A 20,739-nucleotide genomic window follows, 5' to 3' on the forward strand; every position below is an offset into this window, starting at 1 on the left:
CATTTGGACAATGTATCGGAATTGGTAAGGTAGATTGGACGATAAATCGGGCTATTTTTAATTATTGTTAACAGGTCTATAACAATGTGCAAGTTCTCACTCTATAATTCAACAGAAACAACTTTTCTTTTCCACACGACAACCGCATCGTTAGTCCAGAGAAATCTGAAAACTGCGACTGTGTTATTCTAGGTGGTATTCATGATTCCCAATTCCTTATAGAGAGGAGGTCGAATGACGATTAGTCCTCCGGAGCGAGAGGAAAAAAAAGCAAGAGTGATCGTTGATAATGATCCGGTTCCTACCTCATTTGAAAAATGGGCAAAGCCAGGACATTTCGAGAGATCCTTAAACCGAGGCCCAAAAACCACAACCTGGATTTGGAACCTCCATGCCCTCGCCCATGATTTTGATACACATACAAGCGATTTAGAAGACATCTCCCGCAAGATATTCGCCGCTCACTTCGGCCATTTGGCTGTAGTAGCAATCTGGTTGAGCGGGATGTTGTTCCATGGCGCTAAGTTCTCTAACTACGAAGCTTGGCTGGCTGATCCATTAGGAGTTAAGCCCAGCGCCCAAACTGTTTGGTCTATTGTTGGTCAAGACATTTTAAACGGTGATATGGGCGGCGGTTTCCGCGGCATTCAAATCACCTCTGGCTTGTTCCAAGTATGGCGTGGCTGGGGTATCACTAGCTCCTTCCAGCTATATGTAACTGCAATTGGCGGCTTGGTATTAGCAGGCTTGTTCTTATTTGCTGGCTGGTTCCACTACCACAAACGCGCTCCTAAACTGGAATGGTTCCAGAATGTGGAGTCAATGCTGAATCATCACTTATCAGTGTTGCTAGGCTGTGGTTCTTTAGGATGGGCTGGTCACTTAATCCACGTTTCTGCACCAATCAACAATCTGTTAGATGCAGGTGTAGCAGCTAAGGACATCCCTCTGCCCCATGAATTGCTGTTCAATACAGCAAAAATGGCAGAACTTTACCCTGGTTTCGCTAGTGGTTTAACACCTTTCTTCACCTTAAATTGGGGAGCTTACGCTGATATCCTCACCTTTAAGGGTGGTTTAAACCCAGTTACAGGCGGCTTGTGGATGACTGATATTTCTCATCACCACCTAGCGATCGCTGTACTGTTCATCGTTGCTGGTCATATGTACCGTACCAACTGGGGTATCGGTCATAACATCAAAGATATTCTAGAAGCTCATAAAGGTCCTTTCACTGGCGAAGGTCACAAAGGTCTTTACGAAAACCTCACCACTTCTTGGCACGCTCAATTAGCTACTAACCTAGCTTTCTTGGGTTCCTTGACAATCATTATCGCGCACCATATGTACGCGATGCCTCCCTATCCTTACTTGGCAACTGATTACGCAACACAATTGTGTATTTTCACTCACCATATTTGGATCGGTGGTTTCTTGATTGTTGGTGGCGCTGCTCACGCAGCCATCTTCATGGTGCGCGATTACGATCCTGTTGTTAACCAAAACAACGTATTAGATCGCGTGATTCGTCACCGTGACGCTATCATTTCTCACCTCAACTGGGTTTGTATTTTCTTAGGCTTCCACAGCTTTGGTTTGTACATTCACAATGACACCATGCGTGCCTTGGGTCGTCCCCAGGATATGTTCTCCGACAGTGCAATTCAATTGCAACCAGTATTTGCTCAATGGGTGCAAAACCTGCACACATTAGCTCCCGGCAACACAGCACCTAACGCTCTTCAAGTAGTTAGTCATGCTTTTGGTGGCGGATTGGTAGCTGTAGGCGGTAAGGTCGCAATGATGCCCATTGTTTTGGGTACAGCGGACTTCATGGTTCACCACATCCACGCATTCACCATTCACGTTACTGTTCTCATCTTGCTCAAAGGTGTATTGTATGCCCGTAGTTCTCGTCTGATTCCAGACAAGGCTAACTTAGGCTTCCGATTCCCTTGCGATGGTCCAGGTCGTGGCGGTACTTGCCAAGTTTCCGGTTGGGATCACATCTTCCTCGGACTCTTCTGGATGTATAACTCCTTATCAATTGTAATTTTCCACTTTAGCTGGAAGATGCAGTCTGATGTCTGGGGAACAGTAGATGCAGATGGCACAGTAAATCACATTACTGGTGGCAACTTTGCAGAAAGTGCTATCACCATCAACGGTTGGTTACGTGACTTCTTGTGGGCGCAAGCTACACAAGTAATCAACTCCTACGGAACTGAATTGTCCGCTTACGGACTCATGTTCTTAGGCGCTCACTTCGTTTGGGCGTTCAGCTTAATGTTCCTGTTCAGTGGTCGTGGCTACTGGCAAGAATTAATTGAGTCCATTGTTTGGGCGCACAATAAACTGAAAGTAGCCCCAACAATTCAGCCTCGCGCACTGAGCATCACTCAAGGTCGGGCTGTAGGTGTGGCTCACTACCTATTAGGAGGAATTGCCACCACTTGGGCATTCTTCCACGCACACATCCTTTCAGTAGGATAAAAATCAGTGGAATTTTGGATTTTGGATTTTCAGATTTAATCCAAAATCCAGAATCTAAAATCTAAAATTTTGCTGACAAATAATGGCTAAAGGTCAGAGGACATATCACACCTATGGCAACAAAATTTCCAAAATTTAGCCAGGATCTCGCACAGGACCCGACTACTCGTCGGATTTGGTATGCGATCGCTACAGGCAACGATTTTGAAAGCCACGATGGCATGACGGAAGAAAATCTTTACCAAAAGATTTTCGCTACGCACTTCGGTCACTTGGCAATCATCTTCCTGTGGGCATCCAGCCTCCTGTTCCACGTGGCCTGGCAAGGTAACTTTGAACAGTGGATTAAAGATCCCCTGCACGTCCGTCCCATTGCCCATGCAATTTGGGACCCTCACTTCGGTCAACCTGCAATTGAAGCTTTCACCCAAGCTGGTGCAAGCAACCCTGTAAACATTGCTTACTCCGGTGTTTATCACTGGTGGTACACCATCGGGATGCGGACAAACACCGAACTATACACTGGTTCTGTTGGTTTGCTCTTGTTGGCAGCATTGTTCCTGTTTGCTGGCTGGTTACATTTACAACCCAAGTTCCGTCCTAGCCTTTCTTGGTTCAAGAGTGCTGAACCCCGTTTAAACCACCACTTATCGGCTTTATTCGGTGTTAGTTCTCTGGCTTGGGCTGGTCACTTGGTTCACGTTGCTATTCCTGAATCCCGTGGTATTCACGTGGGCTGGGATAACTTCTTGACTGTAGCTCCCCATCCAGAAGGTTTAACTCCTTTCTTCACAGGTAACTGGGGCGTTTACGCTCAAAACCCTGACACCGCTGGCCAATTATTTGGTACTTCCACTGGTGCTGGGACTGCGATTCTGACCTTCTTGGGCGGTTTCCACCCCCAAACAGAATCCTTGTGGTTGACTGACATGGCTCACCACCACTTGGCGATCGCAGTTTTGTTCATCATCGCTGGTCATATGTACCGGACTAACTTCGGAATTGGTCACAGCATCAAAGAAATGCTGAACTCCAAATCCGGTTTAATTCCCGGTAGCAAGAGCGAAGGTCAGTTCAACCTGCCCCACCAAGGTCTTTACGACACCATCAACAACTCCCTGCACTTCCAGTTGTCATTAGCTTTGGCATCTTTGGGAACTATCTGTTCCTTGGTAGCGCAGCATATGTACGCTCTGCCTCCTTATGCGTTCATCGCTAAGGATTACACCACACAGGCAGCATTGTACACTCACCACCAGTACATCGCTGGTTTCTTGATGGTTGGTGCTTTTGCTCACGCAGCAATCTTCTGGGTACGTGACTACGACCCTGAACAAAACAAAGGTAACGTCCTTGACCGGATGTTACAACACAAAGAAGCGATCATTTCCCATCTTAGCTGGGTATCTCTCTTCTTGGGTTTCCACACCCTGGGTTTATATGTTCACAACGACGTAGTTGTTGCGTTCGGTACTCCTGAAAAACAAATCTTGATTGAGCCAGTATTTGCTCAATTCATCCAAGCTGCTCAAGGTAAAGCTCTGTATGGCTTGAATGTACTGTTGTCTAACCCTGACAGTATTGCTTATACCGCTTACCCCAATGCTGGTAACGTTTGGTTGTCTGGCTGGTTAGATGCCATCAACTCTGGAACAAATTCCTTGTTCTTGACAATTGGACCTGGCGATTTCTTGGTTCACCACGCTTTCGCTTTGGCTATCCACACCACCACCTTGGTACTCGTTAAGGGTGCTTTGGATGCTCGTGGTTCTAAACTGATGCCCGATAAAAAGGACTTCGGTTATGCGTTCCCCTGCGACGGTCCAGGCCGTGGCGGTACTTGCGATATCTCCGCATGGGACTCTTTCTACCTGTCCATGTTCTGGATGTTAAACACCATCGGTTGGGTAACATTCTACTGGCACTGGAAACACCTCGGTATTTGGCAAGGTAACGTTGCTCAGTTCAACGAAAACTCTACCTACCTGATGGGCTGGTTCCGTGACTACCTCTGGGCTAACTCTGCTCAGTTGATTAACGGTTACAACCCCTACGGCATGAATAACCTGTCTGTTTGGGCTTGGATGTTCCTCTTTGGACACCTTGTTTGGGCTACTGGTTTCATGTTCCTCATCTCTTGGAGAGGTTACTGGCAAGAGTTAATTGAAACCTTGGTTTGGGCGCACGAACGTACTCCTTTAGCTAACTTGGTTCGCTGGAAGGACAAGCCCGTTGCTCTCTCCATTGTTCAAGCTCGTGTGGTTGGTTTAGCTCACTTCACTGTTGGCTACATCGTCACCTACGCAGCCTTCCTCATTGCTTCTACTGCTGGTAAGTTTGGTTGATACTGACTACTAGTTTTAGGTAATTAAAAATCCCCTGCCGTAAGGTGGGGGATTTTTTTAATGGGCGGGCAGGATGCCCACCCCACAAGAGATATATAAATTACAAGGAAAGATCGAAAATAATGTAATTTTCTGTTTGGAGAATGGGAAATATAAAGATAGGGCAGGCAAGACTTGTACTGAGCTTGTCGATAGCGTAGCGTTAGCCATAGTATGCCTACCCCACAATAAACCTAGAAAATATTTTTCTGTTATGGAAGAAGCAAGGTTGAAAATTTTCTACAGAACATTACCTCATTGGGAATTAGATGGGGCAAGTTATTTTATTACTTTTAATACTTGGGAAAAGTTAGAACTTAATTCAGAAGCTAGGAAAATAGTTTTGAATAGTTGTCTATTTTTTAATAATCAAAGATATAAAATATTTGTCTTTGTTGTGATGACGGATCATGTACATTTACTGATGCAGCCTTTACTCAAATCAGAAAATGAGTATTGGTCACTCAGTAGCATTATGAGTAGTATCAAAGGTTATAGTGCTAAACAGATTCCCAAGGTGATGAAACATATAGGAACTGTTTGGCAAGATGAGCGATATGACAGAATCGTCAGGAATGAAGAAGAGTTTCAATCATATTGGCAATATATCAGACAAAATCCTATAGAAGCAGGTTTATCATCAACTCCAGAAGATTACCCTTACTTGTGGCAAACCTCAGAATAACCTCAATTATTGCATCCTCTCTTGTGGGGTGGGCATCTTGCCCACCCTTTGCAATAAATGGCAAGATTAGGTTAATTTAAGTAGTAGAAAAATATATACTGTAATCATTGGAAGTGAGAAGCACTTATGACTGAAAACACAAATAAAGCAAATGCTGGAGTTCGTCGAGAAGAAGCTAAAAGTATTCTCGATAGATTCTTAAATAATGAAAATTATAGAGTTTTAGCTGTTAATGGAAAATGGGGTGTTGGAAAAACTTATCTAGTAGATAATTTTTTATCTGAACATAGAAAAGACGATTATTCATATGCTTCTGTATTTGGTATTTCTTCAATTGAACAATTAAAAGCAAGGTTAATAGCTAATTATACAGGTCAAGAAAATAAAAATTTTATTCGTAAGCAGATGTCTAATCTAGTTGAATCTGTAAGTCGTAATGCTTCCAGAGTAGAGAAAACTCCAAAACTAGACTTATCATTGCCACACAATTTTTCTATTCCAATAGCAGGTTCACTACTTGCTATTGCTGGTGATTTAGGACTTGAGATATTTTTTAATTCAAAAGTTACAGAAAATTCAATTATATGTATTGATGACCTTGAAAGAAAATCTAAACTATCTCTAGAAGAGATACTTGGGTTTGTTGAGTATCTAGTGCAAGAATGTAAATGCAAAATTATTATAATTTATAATCAAGATGAGTTAGAGGATAAAAAACTATTAGAACGTTATCGAGAAAAAGTAATTGATAGAGAATTTACACTTGATCCAACAGTTGATGAAAACTTAGATTTCATATTTAAAGATCATCCTGATATAGAAGTAATTAAAGAAGCTTTTCTAAAAGCTCGTACAAATAATATTCGAGTTATACGCAAAACTAAATGGCTTATTAAGGAACTTATTTCCCTAATGGAGGATTGGGAGGATAGTTTATGTCATCAAATTATAAAAAATTGTATTATTATTACTGTCGCAAAACTCGACACAGACTTTTGTAAACGCCTGTCTATCAATGGTATAGACCCTGTTGATACTATAATATTTTCTATTTCCTACAACCATCAACAAATGCAACAATATGAAGAAAAATATAAAGCTGAAGACAAGGAAACTTCTATAAAGAAATTAGAATTTCTCGAAAAAATAGCAAAGATGGGTTATAGAAGTCTAGAAGAACTAGATGAATTAATAAGTCAGTTGGTTAATACTCCATTATCTGATTCCATTGAGTCGAAGTTTAAGGAAAGAGGTCATATTCTCAATGAAAGAGAAAAAAGAAAGCAAATTATTAAAAAATTGGAAAATATTTACCAATTTAAATACTATAACTCATTCGCAGATAACGAACAAGATATTATAGATGGAATTATTAATTTTCTTGAACAGCATCATCTTGATTTGACTATTGCAGAATTTGAAAATATTGAACGATTTACATTAATTTCGGAATTTGATATTTCTTATTACGAAAAATTATTATTAGAAGAAATTTTAAAATCTAATTCTTATGAAAATTTAAGCGCCTTTAGAAATAAACTGAGTAAATATCCTGAGTTGGAAGCATCTTTCAATGAGAAAATCCATGAATATCACCAAACATTAGATATTACTACAGCAGTGAAAAATATAATGAATTGTGATCCCTCTTCAAGATCACTTACACTACAAAAAGATGTTGAATTTTTAAGAAGTCTTACTGTTGATAAATACTGTCAATGGCTTCAAAAAGGGCATCCTGAATTAATTGATATGGTTGAATGGTTGCGAAAGTCCGGGTATCGACCTGCACCTGAAAATTTAGAACAAGCTATTTGCATATTAGCTGAATGTAGTAACATAAATAGAATTAGAGCCAAGTATCTTTACAATATAGACATAGAAAATATTTATAATAGTGATAATACAAATTAATTATTGAAGAATTTATTCATTCAAGTTGTATAATTAGGGCGTGCAAGATGCCCACCCCACAAGAGTTTTTTGAAATTTGGATTTGCATATTAAATATTAAGTAGCTTATTAAATGCCTATTATGAGGCTAATTACAAAACCATATATCCTAAAATGAAATTAGCTACAATAGCTACAACATTAATGCTAAGTTATATCATACCCGGTTAATTACTCTCTTCCCAGCACAAGATATTAACTAAAAACTGTTAATTTAAAATCCCCTTACCTTACTAAATACTAATATGTCATTTGTTCCTTTACATATTCACAGTGATTACAGTTTGCTTGATGGTGCTAGTCAACTACCAGAATTGGTAGATCGAGCGATCGCACTAGGAATGAAAGCCATTGCCCTCACAGATCATGGTGTCATGTATGGCGCAGTTGAACTCATTAAAATCTGCCGCAGTAAGACTATAAAGCCAATAATTGGCAACGAAATGTATATCCTAAACGGAGAGATTGACAAACAAGAACGCCGTCCCAAATATCATCAAGTCGTATTAGCAAAAAATACTCAAGGCTATAAAAACCTAGTTAAAATTACCACAATTTCCCATCTTCAAGGAGTACAAGGTAAAGGTATTTTTTCCCGTCCTTGTATTAACAAAGATTTACTCAAACAATATCGTGAAGGTTTAATAGTCACCAGTGCTTGTTTAGGGGGAGAAATTCCCCAAGCAATTTTGAGTAATCGGCCAGATGCTGCTAGAAAAGTTGCCAAATGGTATAAAGAAGTATTTGGGGAAGATTTTTACTTAGAAATTCAAGATCATGGTTCACAAGAAGACCGGATTGTGAATGTAGAAATTGTCAAAATTGCCAGGGAATTAGGAATTAAATTTATTGCTACAAATGATTCCCATTTTATTTCTTGTTTTGATGTAGAATCCCATGATGCCCTGCTATGTATTCAAACCGGGAAACTCATCAGCGAAGATAAAAGAATGCGGTATAGCGGCACAGAATACCTCAAATCATCAGAGGAAATGCACCAGTTATTCCGTGACCATTTACCCGATGATGTCATTGCTGAAGCCATAGCTACCACAGAAGAAATTGCTGATAAAGTTGAACCTTATCACATTATGGGTGATCCACAAATTCCCACACCCCAAATACCTTCAGGACATACAGCAGATACCTATGCAGAAGAAGTTGCTTGGGACGGACTTTTAGAAAGATTAAAACGCAAATCTCGCAACGAAGTAGATCAAGTCTATAAAGAAAGATTGGAATATGAATTAAAAATGATTCAACAGATGGGATTTTCCACCTATTTTTTAGTAGTGTGGGACTACATCAAATTTGCGCGAGATAATAATATTCCTGTTGGTCCAGGACGGGGTTCTGCGGCAGGTTCTTTAGTAGCTTATGCCATGAAAATTACGAATATTGACCCCGTACATCATGGCTTACTATTTGAAAGATTTCTCAATCCTGAACGCAAATCAATGCCGGATATTGATACAGATTTCTGCATTGATAAACGAGATCAAGTCATTGATTATGTAACTGAAAAATATGGTGTTGATAGAGTTGCCCAAATCATCACTTTTAACCGTCTGACATCAAAAGCAGTTTTAAAAGATGTCGCTAGAGTGTTAGATATTCCCTATGGAGAATCTGACAAAATGGCGAAAATGATTCCTGTAGTTCGGGGTAAACCCACAAAGCTGAAAGTAATGATTTCAGATGAAACTCCCGAACCAGAATTTAAAGCCAAATATGATAATGATCCCACCGTGCGGCGCTGGATTGACATGGCCATGCGAATTGAAGGGACTAACAAAACCTTTGGTGTTCATGCTGCCGGCGTAGTTATTTCCGCAGAACCATTAGATGAACTTGTTCCCCTGCAAAGGAATAATGACGGTTCTGTAATTACCCAATATTTCATGGAAGATTTGGAATCATTGGGATTATTAAAAATGGACTTTTTGGGTTTGCGGAACTTAACCCTAATTCAAAAAACCATTGATTTAATTGAACAAAGTAAAGGCTATCGAATTGATCCTGATGAAATTACAGGACAGGAAAGAAAGGCACAAAAAATATTATCTAAAGGTGATCATACCAGCTTACCAAAAGACGTTGCTAAAGCTTATTCACTATTAGAAGCAGGTGATTTAGAAGGAATATTTCAATTAGAATCTTCAGGGATGAAACAAATAGTCAGAGATTTAAAACCTTCAAATATTGAAGATATTTCTTCCATTCTCGCACTGTATCGTCCAGGCCCATTAGATGCAGGATTAATTCCTAAATTTATTAATCGTAAACATGGACGAGAAGAAATTGAATATGACACTCAAATTTTAGAACCGATATTAAATGAAACCTACGGAATCATGGTTTATCAAGAGCAAATCATGAAAATTGCTCAAGATATGGCTGGTTATAGTTTAGGACAAGCTGATTTACTGCGTCGGGCTATGGGTAAAAAGAAAGTATCAGAAATGGAGAAACAAAAGGAAAAATTTATTGATGGTTCGACAAAAAATGGCGTAAAAACCCAAGTAGCCGAACATTTATTTGGGGATATGTTGAAGTTTGCCGAATACTGTTTAAGTTATGACACAGAAATTTTAACCGTTGAATATGGTTTTTTACAGATTGGGGAAATTGTCGAAAAACAGATTGAATGTAAAGTTTATACCCTTGATAGTAATGGCATACTTTATACTCAATCAATTGCCCAATGGCATAATCGGGGACAACAGGAAGTTTATGAATACTTATTAGAAAATGGGGCAATTATTCGCGCCACAAAAGACCATAAATTCATGACTGAAGAAGGGCAAATGTTACCAATTGATGAGATTTTTGCCCAAGGATTAGATTTGTTGCAAGTGGGTGTTACTGAATAAAAGTATGAATTTGTCAGGCTTCGCCCCGCTTCGCTAACACGCAGAGGCGCAGAGTCACAGAGAGTAAGAGTTTGGGAGATGGAATTTTTGACTTTCATCCCCCCTCTCCACCTCTGCGTCCTCTGCGCCTCTGCGGTTCGTTTTAATTACTTACGCAAACACACGTAAGTATACCTTCTCAAATTTAAAATGCCATATCAGTATATTCTCACTAGTTCACAACCCATTAGTAATGGTAGCTTAAAACCCGTAACCATTTTAGGCGAGCAAAAAAATGGCTGTAGGTATAGAAGAACAGGGTAGCAAGTTTATCACCACCGAAGCAATCAAAAATCAAGACGGAGAACAGAAAGTTTGGGATGCTTTTCGGAGTGCCTTTGCTGATAGAAACTGCATTGGATATTGGCGTTATCCCATTTTTTCCAAAGTTGGAGAAATTAGAAAAGAGCCAGATATTTTAATAGTTGATAGAGAACTTGGTGTAATTGTAATTGAAGTCAAATCCCTAAATATTGACCAAATCGCCGCTATTAATGGTCAACAATGGCAATTGCAAAATAGTGATACCACAGAAACGAATCCCTACCAACAAGCAGAACACCAACTGCGAGCATTAATATCATATAGTGATCGAGAACCTGCACTTTGGCGGAAAGTTAATGGTAAAGCCATAGTTGCATTACCGCAAATTACCGCCGAACAATGGCAACAAAAAGGCTTTGATAAATTACCAGATATTCCACCAATTATATTCCAAGACCAATTAGGAAAAGTTGGTTTAATTGAACAAATTCAACAAGCTAATATTGTCATTCCTGGAGCAGATTTAGAAGATAAAGATTGGGAATTATTGCTATCAGTGATTGGCGGTACACCCATACTGCGTAAACCACCCCGGAATCAAGTTAATACCACTGGAAAAACCCGTTCTAGTGTCATTGATAGTTTACGAGAAAGACTTTACGAAATTGATTTACAACAAGAACATATTGGTAAAGAAATTCCTCCAGGACCCCAACGGATTCGCGGTATTGCTGGTTCAGGAAAAACGGTTTTACTGTGTCAAAAAGCCGCACATATGCACCTGAAACATCCAGACTGGGATATTGCTTTAGTATTTTTTACCCGTTCTCTTTATGATTTAATGATTAGGTTACTAGATCAATGGATACGGCGTTTTAGTTGTGGTGAAATGCACTATGATCCAAAAACTAACTTCAGATTGCAAGTATTTCATGCTTGGGGAGCAAAAGAACAACCAGGTTTATATAGAACTATTTGCGAATATCATGGTAAAAGACCGGGAACTGTACAAAATACCAATGAAAGACAGCCAAATCGAGGTTTAATAGATTTAAGTAAACGGCTATTAGAAGAAATTACCATTGAACCAATGTTTGATGCCATCTTAATTGATGAAGGTCAAGATTTAGTAGCAGAAGATGATTTAAAATATGAAGATAAACAAGCTATTTATTGGTTAGCTTATCAATCTTTACGACCTGTAAATGCAGACAAGCCAGAAGAAAAACGTTTGATTTGGGCTTATGATGAAGCGCAAAGTTTAGATAATTTAGTAGTACCAGAAGCTAAAGAAATATTTGGCGAAAAATTGAATACTATGTTGAACAAGCAACCGCTATACCCTGGCGGTATTAGACGTGCAGCAGTGATGCGTCACTGTTACCGTGTCCCTGGACCAATTCTTGCGGCTGCTCATGCTATTGGTATGGGTTTGTTACGTCCAGAAGGAATGTTAACAGGTATGAGTAAGTTAAATTGGGATAAAATTGGTTATAAAGTGAAGGGTGATTTTCGACGAGTTGGTACACCAATCACTATTTATCGGCCAGCAGAATATTCACCAAATCCTATTCCTGAACTGTGGGGAAAACCTGTTTTAGAATTTGAAACTTATAGTTCTCGTGAAGCAGAAATGAAGGCTTTATCTGAGAATATTATGCACAATATTGTCCATGATGGACTTAACCCCAGTCGGGATATTTTGGTATTAGTTTTAGGTTCATCTTATGAAGCAATGGAATTAGAAACTTATGTTGCTAGTTACTTAATGGAGTCTGACATTGATGTTTATATTCCTACGGCTTTAAAGTTAAATGATTTAGTTCCCCAATATCCAAATAATGATCCTGATAAATTTTGGTGTGATGGTGGTGTGACTGTATCACGGATCACTCGCGCTAAGGGACATGAAGCGGATATTGTCTATGTAGTGGGATTTGATAATGTAGCGCGGAATGAAAGTGATATGAATTTCCGCAACCAGTTATTTGTGGCTTTAACGAGGGCGCGAGGTTGGGCGAATCTTAGCGGTGTTGGTAGTTATCCTATGTATGAGGAAATGCGGAAAGTGATTGCTAGTGGTGAGAGTTTTACTTTTACCTATAAGCGTCCGCCTAAGCGAGATATTGGGGATAATGATTAATATCCCAGATCCTCGACTTCTTTGAGAAGTTGGGGATCTATTATCATATTTATAAATGTGTTATTATCAGTATGTAAATAATACTGGAGGTTAATAACAATGACTCAAGAATTAATAGACCTCAGAAACAGCATTTTACAAGGAAATTATGCAGATGCTTTAGCAATTGTAGATGAATTAGAAGGCATGAGTAAACAAGCAATATTGCGAAATATAGAATCTTATTTAAAGATTTTACTAATTCACTTAATTAAAAACCAAATAGAACAGAGATTAACAAATTCTTGGATTGCTTCTATTCGTAATTCAATTAGAGAAATTAAAAAGATAAATCTAAAGGAAAATAAAAAGTCCTATTATGTCAATCAAGATGAATGGGAAAACTTAATAGAGGAAGAAGCAATTGAAGATGCTATTGCTGATGCTAGTTTAGAAATAATGAATGGTAAATATACTCGTTCTCAATTATCAGAAATCCTAGATAGAAACCAAATTATCACTACAGTTATTACATTTTTATCTTTAACTTATACTTATTCACCAAAAGAATTACCAGCTATTATGGATGATTATTTAAATCAGTTACCAAACGATGAAAATTGGTAATTTAGTACACAAAAACCGGAACTCTTTTATAAGCAGGTGTCCCACTTTTTGGATCAATTTCTGCTTTAAATAAAACATTAGCTTCAGGATAAAACATAAAAGCTACACCTTCACGAATTGCCCCACAAATAATTTCAATATTCTCTAATTCTCCTGCGTTCCCTTTAACTGTAATTCGTTGATGTTCCTGAAATCCTGCTTTTTTGATATCCAAACTATTCATTAAAATACAATGACGATGAGGCATATTTCGATATTTATCTGCACTGCGATAAACTACTGTATTATGTTGTCCATAACTGCGCCCTGTTCCCAATATCACTACAATTCCTGATTGATTTTCCTCAACACCAAAAGCTGATTTACTTGGTAAAGATAATTGCGGTAAAGCAGTGACAAACATCTGCGCTTTACCATTAGCAGTGGGAAATTTAGGTTCTTCTAAAATCCGTCCTGCAATAATAAATTCTTCTTTAGTTTTATCAATTGTGCTAATCTTTTCATAACCAGGAATAGTTTTAGCAATTAATTCTCTGACATAAACTGTATCTTGTAATTTACGCCAATTAATCGGATTTTCATCATGTAAACGATGAGCAATTTCTGTAATTAGTTCTACTTCAGAAATCAAATCAGAATTATGTGGTTGTAAATGACTTTTACCTGCATCATTTAACCTGACAAAATTATTACCTGATTCCGTTGTGGTTTGATGAGGATTTTCAAACCGATTGAAAACAGGTAATATTAAAGTTTGCGTTTTTCCTAAACCGTGAAAATGTCCTAAATTCGGTTTTGTCGCTACATAAAAAATAGTTTCTATTTGCGATAAAGCCTGTTTTGCTTGTTGTAAATCGGGGTTAGCTGCATACAAATTTCCCCCTAAACAAAAGAGTGTATTGATCTTTCCTAATTCTGCTGCTGTTATTAAGTCACGGGTATGATAACCAGGAGTTTCGCTGAGGGGTTTTCCTAACAGTTTCGATAGTGCTTGTTTGATTTCTTCGCGCAAATTGATGGTGACACCCATTGAACCAAATCCTTGCACGTTGGAATGTCCACGAATGGGCATTGTTCCTGCGCCAATTTTACCAGCATTACCTGTAATTAAGGCGGTATTGGCGATGCTAAAAACATTATCTACACCGTTACCTTGTTGGGTTATGCCCATAGCCCAAGCAAAAACAACACTTTCTGATTTACCAATTAGATAAGCTGTGGCTGTAATTTCTTCTTGAGATAAACCGCAAGTATTAGTAATATTATCCCAGGATATATTATCAGCGTAATCTAAAATTTCTTGCCAGTTTTGAGTATAGGATTTGAGATATTCTGTTTTGATTAAATTTTGTTCAATTAGGGATTTTTGCAACCCCACAAATAATGCCACATCACTACCAGGAAGCGGTTGTAAATACAAAGAAGATATATCTGAACCACCTGTAAGTAAAGATTTGATGGGAAACGCCGGAGATGCAAATTTAACTAAACCGATTTCAATTTGGGGATTAATGATAATTACTTTACCGCCTCTGTCCCGCAATTTGATTAATTCATTCATCAAGCGCGGATGATTTGCAGGTGCATTAGAACCAATTAAAACCACACAATCACTATGTTGTAAGCCTTCTAAACTTACCATTGATGTCCCAGAACCAAAAACTTTTTTTAAGCCAACGGTTGAGGGAGCGTGACATAAATCAGAACAATCTGCTAGATTATTACTACCAAGCGATCGCATTAACAATTGTAATAAATAAGCAGCTTCATTGGAAGAACGTCCAGAACTATAACTAGCAATCTTTGCTGCTGGTTGTTGAAAAGCTATTGTTGCAATCTGATAAACTTCTTCCCAACTAATGCGTTGATAATGAGATGAACCTGATCTAAGAATGAGAGGATAACTCAGCCTACCTAAATCATCACATTCTAGAGAAGTCAGTTCTTGTAATTCACTAATATGATATTTTTGAAAAAAATCTTGTTTAATTCCTGGTTGCAATTCTGCTGCAATCGCTTCTACACTTTTAGCACAACGTTGTAAATATTCTCCCGCTTCATTAACAAACCCTCCCTTTTGTCCACCTGTACCCCAAGCACAGGATAAACAAGCACTTTTATGATTGAGAGTTTGCCATAATTGTAAACCTTGGGGTGAGAGAGTTTTTTCTACCCAATATTGGATTACAGGTAAACCACCCCCGGCATTGGAATTAGATTTATTTTCTGGTAAATTATCCATAAATAGGAGTTCTATATCTTATTTACAAATTTTCATAAACCTCATCATCATTTCGCTTACCAACTCGGAAAATTTCAACCTCCTCTTCTTGAATTTTATAGATAATGCGAAACTCTCCCTGATCCACTCGATAGAGATCAGCAAATCCTTTTAATGATTTATAATCTTGAGGTTTAGGATTATCTATGAGAGCGAGAATTTTTGACATTACCTGTTTAAAAAACTTGGGTTGCAGTTTTAGTAATTCTTTACGAACGGATTTTTTAATATTGAGCTTATATTGTTTACCTTCACTCATTGACAATATTCTCTACAGTAAATTCCGTGCCATGAAGCTGATTATATGCTTGAATGACTTCTTCAGGACTAAAAGATTCTTCATCGTCTTCTGAACTTAAATAACTTTCTAATTGTTTTAAACGTTTCCATTCTTCATAACTAATTAGAGTAGCGATTGCTTTTCCAGCTTGTTCAATAACAATTGATGTTTCACCTTGGGTAAGACTATCCAAAAAATCACTCAAATGTTCTTGTACTTCAGTAGCATTTACTTGAGTCATGGTAATTTCGCTATCATCATATTAATTATTTTAGCTGATCTAAAGAGGGAAAAGGAAAATAGCAATTCCCAATCCCCAATCCCCAATCCCCAATCCCCAATCCCCAATCCCTAATTACCTATTCAGCAGTTTTATTAGCCGCACGATTAGCACGAGATTCCGCTGAAGCCATTACTTCTGCAAAGTTTTCCACAACTTCACCGGGGTGGTTTTCCAAAACTCTGGTAGAAATAGCAACTCGGCCTTTACCTTCGTCTAAATCAATAATTACAGCTTTAATGGGTTGACCGATTTGAAAGACTTTTTCCAAAGATTCAATGAATTTTTGGCTAACTTGTTTAATGTGTAGTAAGGCGCTGACACCATTGAAATCTACAAATACACCAAAAGGTTTGATACCTGTGATTTTTCCTTCTATCAATTGACCTATTTGTAATAAGCTGAAATTACTAGAACGAGCCGCTAAACGTTGAGAAAGAACGAGTTTATTGGTTTCACGATTAATTTCTAAAAAGCCAACAGTGAGATTTTGACCTTTGAGTGCATCTAGGTTATCACGTTCAGACAGGTGCGATCGCGGAATAAAACCCCGTAAACCGAGAAGATCAACAGTCACACCACCTTTATTAACACCAGTTACCCGCACTTGAACAGTTTGGGAATTCTCTTGTATTTCTGACAGTTTTTCCCAGATTTGTCGCATTTCCAATTGCTTGCGGGAAATGGTAACTTGACCTTCAGCATCCTGATCCCGAATAATTAAAAACTCTAGTTCCTCATCCATCGGTAATATCTCCGACAAATCAGTTACTGCTCTCAAAGAAGCCTCATCTTGGGGAAGAAACGCAGACGATTTGCCACCAATATCAACATAAGCGCCATCATGGTCAACTTGGAATATTTTACCACGGACAACTTGTCCCTTTTGAAATTGGTAATCGTGTTTTTCCAGTGCTTTGGCAAAATCGTCCATTGAAAAAGACGAATTGGCTGTTTGAGAAAGTTTAGATTCGGAATTCATGACTTTTGAGGATAAATTGTTATTTTTCCGGAGTCAGCAGTTGTTTTTCACTAATTGCTGACTCCGGACGGTGGAGATTCTTAGGCCAGTTGACTAAAAAGTTTTTGAACTTGCTCCCAAGCATCGGCCGCAGCCTTATGATTATAACTGGCACGACGGTCACAGAAAAATCCATGATCAGATCCATCGTAGCGAAATAGACGATGAGAAATGTTATATTTTGCAAATTCGGCAGCAATCTCGTCTACCTGTGCTGGAGGAATACTCGCATCTTCCTGGCCAAAAAAGGCGTAAATAGTGCCTTTAATCTCTGATGTCCGGGTAATAGTGGGTTTTCCACCGCCAGGAGTGCGGCTAGTAATCCCCGCACCGTAAAAAGACGCAGTGGCTTGAATATCTGGTAAAGTAGCAGCTAGATAGGCCACGTGACCACCAAAACAAAAGCCAATACAGCCAAATCCATCTGGTTTGACTTCGGGCAAAGTTTTCAGGTAGTTAATAGCTGCTTGAATATCGCTTAAAAGTTCTGATGCTGTAGTTTCTGCGGCGTAGTTTCTGCCTATTTCCACATCTTTGGGAGTATAACCAGTTTCAAATCCAGGGGCTTGACGCTGAAACAGTGCTGGAGCGATCGCTACATATCCCAGTTTAGCAATCCGTTCTGTGACATCCCGAATATGCACATTAACCCCAAAAATCTCCTGTAAAACAACAATTCCTGGGTAAGAACCGGCTGCTGTTGGTTTGGCCAAATAAGCGGTGATTGGCAAATTATCTTGGGAAATTTGCACTGTTGTAGTCTGTATTGTTGGCTCTGTCATAATCAATTTGGTAATAAGGGCAAAGGGGAAAGGAAAGATTTAATCATAGTTATACCTATCACCAATTAACAATTACCAATTACCAAAGTAATATTTCAAAAGAGCAAACTAACCCATTAATCATATATTTAACAGGTAACTTATGGCGATTTGGATAAGTCTTATGGAGCAGAATTGGTAATGATTCAATTCCGTATTCAACCAGATAGTGAAATTCCCGCATCTAACCAACTGTTTAATCAAATCCGATTTGCGATCGCCTCTGGGCAATATTCACCTGCATATAAATTGCCCAGCACCAGGGCTTTAGCAATGCAAACTGGATTACATCGCAATACCATCAGCAAAGTTTACCGTCAGTTGGAAGAAGAAGGATTTGTTGAAAGTCAAGCAGGTTCAGGAATCTATGTCCGCGCCCAAGGTCATGAGGGCGGAAGTAAGTCCCAATCCCCCATGCTGAAACAACATCCTGAAGCCTATAAGGTAGTGCAACAAGCCCTAGATGAGTTACTTGGTCAAGGTTGTTCCCTCAATCAAGCCAGAGAACTATTTTTAGCAGAAGTTGACTGGCGTTTGCGTTGTAGTGCCAGAGTGTTAGTAGTAACACCATCTCAAGACATTGGGGCTGGGGAATTAATGATTGATGAATTGGAAGAATCCCTGCAAATCCCCGTCCAACTGGTAGCAATGGAAGAACTAATAGCGGTACTAGACCAAACTACCTCAGCCACATTAGTCACCAGTCGTTATTTTATCGGAGAAGTAGAAGCGATCGCTGCCCCAAAAGCAGTCCGTGTCATTCCCTTAGATATTCACGACTACGCTAAAGAACTCACTGTAGTCAAAAGCTTACCCAAATCTAGTTGTATAGGCATAGTTAGCCTCAGTTCTGGCATTCTCCGCGCCACAGAAGTCATTCTCCACGGTTTACGAGGGGATGAATTATTAGTGATGACTGCCCAACCCAAGGATGCTTATAAACTACACGCCATCGTCAAACGTTCAGAGATCATCTTTTGTACTGATCAAGTCAGCTATGCCACAACACAAGCAGCCATGCAAACAGTCTTAGAAGACCTAATTCGTCCACCTAAACTCATTCGCTGTGAAAACTATATTGGCACTCAATCAATTAATTTACTCAAACGCGAACTGGGTTTAATTTGAGAGGAGGCACAAGTCACCGAGTAATAATTAGGGTTTGCTGATAGCGAAGCGTGGCGTAAGCCATAAAAGTTATCTGTGAGGGCTAGGAGTCATCCTTATTCCTTGCAACTGATTCACCTTTTTCACCTTCAAACTCTTGATATATCTAAGTTTTAGCTTTATTAAGCAAGCCCTAATTAAGTAACCTTGAAAAATCAAGGGTTAATTAACAGTAGCTGAAAAGCTAACAATTACTACCAATTACTCACTATTATCCCAGCCAAAGTCATCTGCTATTGTGACTATATTGGGATTTTGTTGTAAAATACCTTCATGCTACTAGGATTCAAGACAGAACTAAAGGTAAGCAAGCAACAAAGACTACTACTAGCACAACACGCAGGAGTAGCCAGACACTCTTGGAATCAAGGATTAGCACTTTGTCAACAGGTAATAATACATAATCGGACAAACCCTGACGATAAAATTAAATTTCCCACAGCCATAGACTTACATAAATGGTTAGTAGCAGCAGTTAAATCTACCCATCCTTGGTATTATGAAGTATCTAAATGCGCTCCTCAATACGCATTAAGACATTTATCAGATGCCTTTAAATCTTTTTTCAAGAAAGTTAAAGGGTTTCCTAACTTCAAAAAAAAAGGTAGACATGATTCTTTTACTTTAGATGGTGCAATTCACATTGACCAGAAGAAGGTAAGAGTTCCTGTAATTGGATGGTTAAAAACTTATGAGCTTTTACCTTTTGGATATAAACCCAAATCAGTCACAATTAGCAAACAAGCTGACAGATGGTTTATCTCTTGGAAAATAGAACTAGAAACCAATGAAACTCCTAAAAAACAAGAGTTTGTCGGAGTTGACTTAGGAATAAATCATCTAGCAATATTATCAACAGGAGAAATATTTGATGGCGCAAAAAGTTATAAGAGATATGAGTCTAAACTAGCAAGAATGCAATACTTGAATCGGCATAAACAAGTCGGTTCTAATAATTATAGAAAAGCCCAAATCCAAATAGCGAGACTACACCAAAAAATAGCTAATATCAGGAAAGATACATTACACAAAATCACTACTTATATCAGCAAAAACCACGCGGTGATAGGGATAGAAGATTTGAATGTATCAGGAATGTTAGCTAATGGTAAGTTGTCTAAAGCTATAGCTGACATGGGTTTTTATGAGTTCCGTCGGCAGTTAGAATACAAAACTCAACTATATGGTAGTAAATTAGTCATTGTAGATAGATTTTATCCCAGTAGTAAAACTTGTTCTAGTTGTGGTGAGAAAAAATCATCTCTGTCACTGTCTCAACGAGTATTTACCTGTGAGATATGCGGTTTTGAATGTGATAGAGATGTAAATTCTGCGATTAACTTAGAAAAAGAAGCGGTCAGGTTGACCGTGTTAGCCTGTGGACTAGATAGTGCCGACACTTCTAGGATGAAGCAGAAAGAAAAAGCTGGCTCTTGTTAGCATTAGTTA

The 20,739-nt window shown here is 38.7% G+C and carries 14 protein-coding genes; 9 read left to right on the forward strand and 5 right to left on the reverse strand.

Annotation, left to right across the window (positions count from 1 at the left end; all coding sequences use genetic code 11):
• The first annotated feature begins 234 nt into the window (after positions 1-234).
• The 7 genes from psaA to FJR11_RS05790 all read left to right on the forward strand — a co-directional run bounded on the left by psaA (position 235) and on the right by FJR11_RS05790 (position 13,440).
• A complete protein-coding gene (gene psaA / locus FJR11_RS05760) occupies positions 235-2,493 on the forward strand; it encodes a photosystem I core protein PsaA (RefSeq protein ID WP_168502761.1) in 2,259 nt (752 codons plus the stop codon).
• A 113-nt stretch (positions 2,494-2,606) separates the two neighbouring features.
• Positions 2,607-4,838, forward strand: a complete 2,232-nt coding sequence (psaB, locus tag FJR11_RS05765; protein WP_168502762.1) for a photosystem I core protein PsaB — start codon at positions 2,607-2,609, stop codon at positions 4,836-4,838.
• 253 nt (positions 4,839-5,091) lie between these two features.
• Complete coding sequence (locus FJR11_RS05770; RefSeq protein WP_168502763.1) at positions 5,092-5,562, forward strand: transposase; 471 nt, start codon at positions 5,092-5,094, stop codon at positions 5,560-5,562.
• Positions 5,563-5,688: 126 nt separating this feature from the next.
• Positions 5,689-7,476 (forward strand): P-loop NTPase fold protein, encoded by a 1,788-nt coding sequence (locus FJR11_RS05775; protein ID WP_168502764.1) that lies wholly within the window; start codon positions 5,689-5,691, stop codon positions 7,474-7,476.
• A 284-nt stretch (positions 7,477-7,760) separates the two neighbouring features.
• The gene (locus tag FJR11_RS05780; protein ID WP_168502765.1) at positions 7,761-10,388 is read left to right on the forward strand and encodes a DNA polymerase III subunit alpha; all 2,628 of its coding nucleotides are present in this window, start codon (positions 7,761-7,763) and stop codon (positions 10,386-10,388) included.
• A gap of 274 nt (positions 10,389-10,662) precedes the next feature.
• Complete coding sequence (locus tag FJR11_RS05785) at positions 10,663-12,834, forward strand: nuclease-related domain-containing DEAD/DEAH box helicase (protein WP_168502766.1); 2,172 nt, start codon at positions 10,663-10,665, stop codon at positions 12,832-12,834.
• A gap of 99 nt (positions 12,835-12,933) precedes the next feature.
• Positions 12,934-13,440 carry a DUF29 family protein gene (locus FJR11_RS05790; RefSeq protein WP_168502767.1) on the forward strand — a complete coding sequence of 169 codons (507 nt, stop codon included), beginning with the start codon at positions 12,934-12,936 and terminating at the stop codon, positions 13,438-13,440.
• Between the two features lies 1 nt (position 13,441).
• Here FJR11_RS05790 and FJR11_RS05795 read toward each other — a convergent pair whose 3' ends face one another.
• The 5 genes from FJR11_RS05795 to FJR11_RS05815 all read right to left on the reverse strand — a co-directional run bounded on the left by FJR11_RS05795 (position 13,442) and on the right by FJR11_RS05815 (position 18,084).
• Positions 13,442-15,682 carry an FdhF/YdeP family oxidoreductase gene (locus tag FJR11_RS05795; protein WP_168502768.1) on the reverse strand — a complete coding sequence of 747 codons (2,241 nt, stop codon included), beginning with the start codon at positions 15,680-15,682 and terminating at the stop codon, positions 13,442-13,444.
• Positions 15,683-15,704: 22 nt separating this feature from the next.
• Positions 15,705-15,980 carry a type II toxin-antitoxin system RelE/ParE family toxin gene (locus FJR11_RS05800; protein ID WP_168502769.1) on the reverse strand — a complete coding sequence of 92 codons (276 nt, stop codon included), beginning with the start codon at positions 15,978-15,980 and terminating at the stop codon, positions 15,705-15,707.
• Positions 15,973-16,242 (reverse strand): type II toxin-antitoxin system Phd/YefM family antitoxin, encoded by a 270-nt coding sequence (locus FJR11_RS05805; protein ID WP_168502770.1) that lies wholly within the window; start codon positions 16,240-16,242, stop codon positions 15,973-15,975. The genes FJR11_RS05800 and FJR11_RS05805 overlap by 8 nt, the downstream gene beginning before the upstream one ends.
• A gap of 118 nt (positions 16,243-16,360) precedes the next feature.
• The gene (locus FJR11_RS05810; protein WP_168502771.1) at positions 16,361-17,263 is read right to left on the reverse strand and encodes a S1 RNA-binding domain-containing protein; all 903 of its coding nucleotides are present in this window, start codon (positions 17,261-17,263) and stop codon (positions 16,361-16,363) included.
• Between the two features lie 80 nt (positions 17,264-17,343).
• Complete coding sequence (locus FJR11_RS05815; RefSeq protein WP_168502772.1) at positions 17,344-18,084, reverse strand: dienelactone hydrolase family protein; 741 nt, start codon at positions 18,082-18,084, stop codon at positions 17,344-17,346.
• 180 nt (positions 18,085-18,264) lie between these two features.
• On the opposite strand from FJR11_RS05815, the gene FJR11_RS05820 reads away from it, so the two are divergent.
• The gene (locus FJR11_RS05820) at positions 18,265-19,251 is read left to right on the forward strand and encodes a GntR family transcriptional regulator (RefSeq protein ID WP_168502773.1); all 987 of its coding nucleotides are present in this window, start codon (positions 18,265-18,267) and stop codon (positions 19,249-19,251) included.
• A 312-nt stretch (positions 19,252-19,563) separates the two neighbouring features.
• Positions 19,564-20,730, forward strand: a complete 1,167-nt coding sequence (locus tag FJR11_RS05825; RefSeq protein ID WP_168502774.1) for an RNA-guided endonuclease TnpB family protein — start codon at positions 19,564-19,566, stop codon at positions 20,728-20,730.
• Positions 20,731-20,739: the final 9 nt, after the last annotated feature.

Source organism: Anabaena sp. UHCC 0187 (assembly GCF_009712035.1).
GTDB lineage: Bacteria > Cyanobacteriota > Cyanobacteriia > Cyanobacteriales > Nostocaceae > Dolichospermum.

Bases quoted from the DNA above. Each gene is read 5' to 3' on its own strand.
- psaA (WP_168502761.1), top strand. From the start codon at position 235: ATGACGATTAGTCCTCCGGAGCGAGAGGAAAAAAAAGCAAGAGTGATC.
- psaB (WP_168502762.1), top strand. From the start codon at position 2,607: ATGGCAACAAAATTTCCAAAATTTAGCCAGGATCTCGCACAGGACCCG.
- FJR11_RS05770 (WP_168502763.1), top strand. From the start codon at position 5,092: ATGGAAGAAGCAAGGTTGAAAATTTTCTACAGAACATTACCTCATTGG.
- FJR11_RS05775 (WP_168502764.1), top strand. From the start codon at position 5,689: ATGACTGAAAACACAAATAAAGCAAATGCTGGAGTTCGTCGAGAAGAA.
- FJR11_RS05780 (WP_168502765.1), top strand. From the start codon at position 7,761: ATGTCATTTGTTCCTTTACATATTCACAGTGATTACAGTTTGCTTGAT.
- FJR11_RS05785 (WP_168502766.1), top strand. From the start codon at position 10,663: ATGGCTGTAGGTATAGAAGAACAGGGTAGCAAGTTTATCACCACCGAA.
- FJR11_RS05790 (WP_168502767.1), top strand. From the start codon at position 12,934: ATGACTCAAGAATTAATAGACCTCAGAAACAGCATTTTACAAGGAAAT.
- FJR11_RS05795 (WP_168502768.1), bottom strand. From the start codon at position 15,682: ATGGATAATTTACCAGAAAATAAATCTAATTCCAATGCCGGGGGTGGT.
- FJR11_RS05800 (WP_168502769.1), bottom strand. From the start codon at position 15,980: ATGAGTGAAGGTAAACAATATAAGCTCAATATTAAAAAATCCGTTCGT.
- FJR11_RS05805 (WP_168502770.1), bottom strand. From the start codon at position 16,242: ATGACTCAAGTAAATGCTACTGAAGTACAAGAACATTTGAGTGATTTT.
- FJR11_RS05810 (WP_168502771.1), bottom strand. From the start codon at position 17,263: ATGAATTCCGAATCTAAACTTTCTCAAACAGCCAATTCGTCTTTTTCA.
- FJR11_RS05815 (WP_168502772.1), bottom strand. From the start codon at position 18,084: ATGACAGAGCCAACAATACAGACTACAACAGTGCAAATTTCCCAAGAT.
- FJR11_RS05820 (WP_168502773.1), top strand. From the start codon at position 18,265: ATGATTCAATTCCGTATTCAACCAGATAGTGAAATTCCCGCATCTAAC.
- FJR11_RS05825 (WP_168502774.1), top strand. From the start codon at position 19,564: ATGCTACTAGGATTCAAGACAGAACTAAAGGTAAGCAAGCAACAAAGA.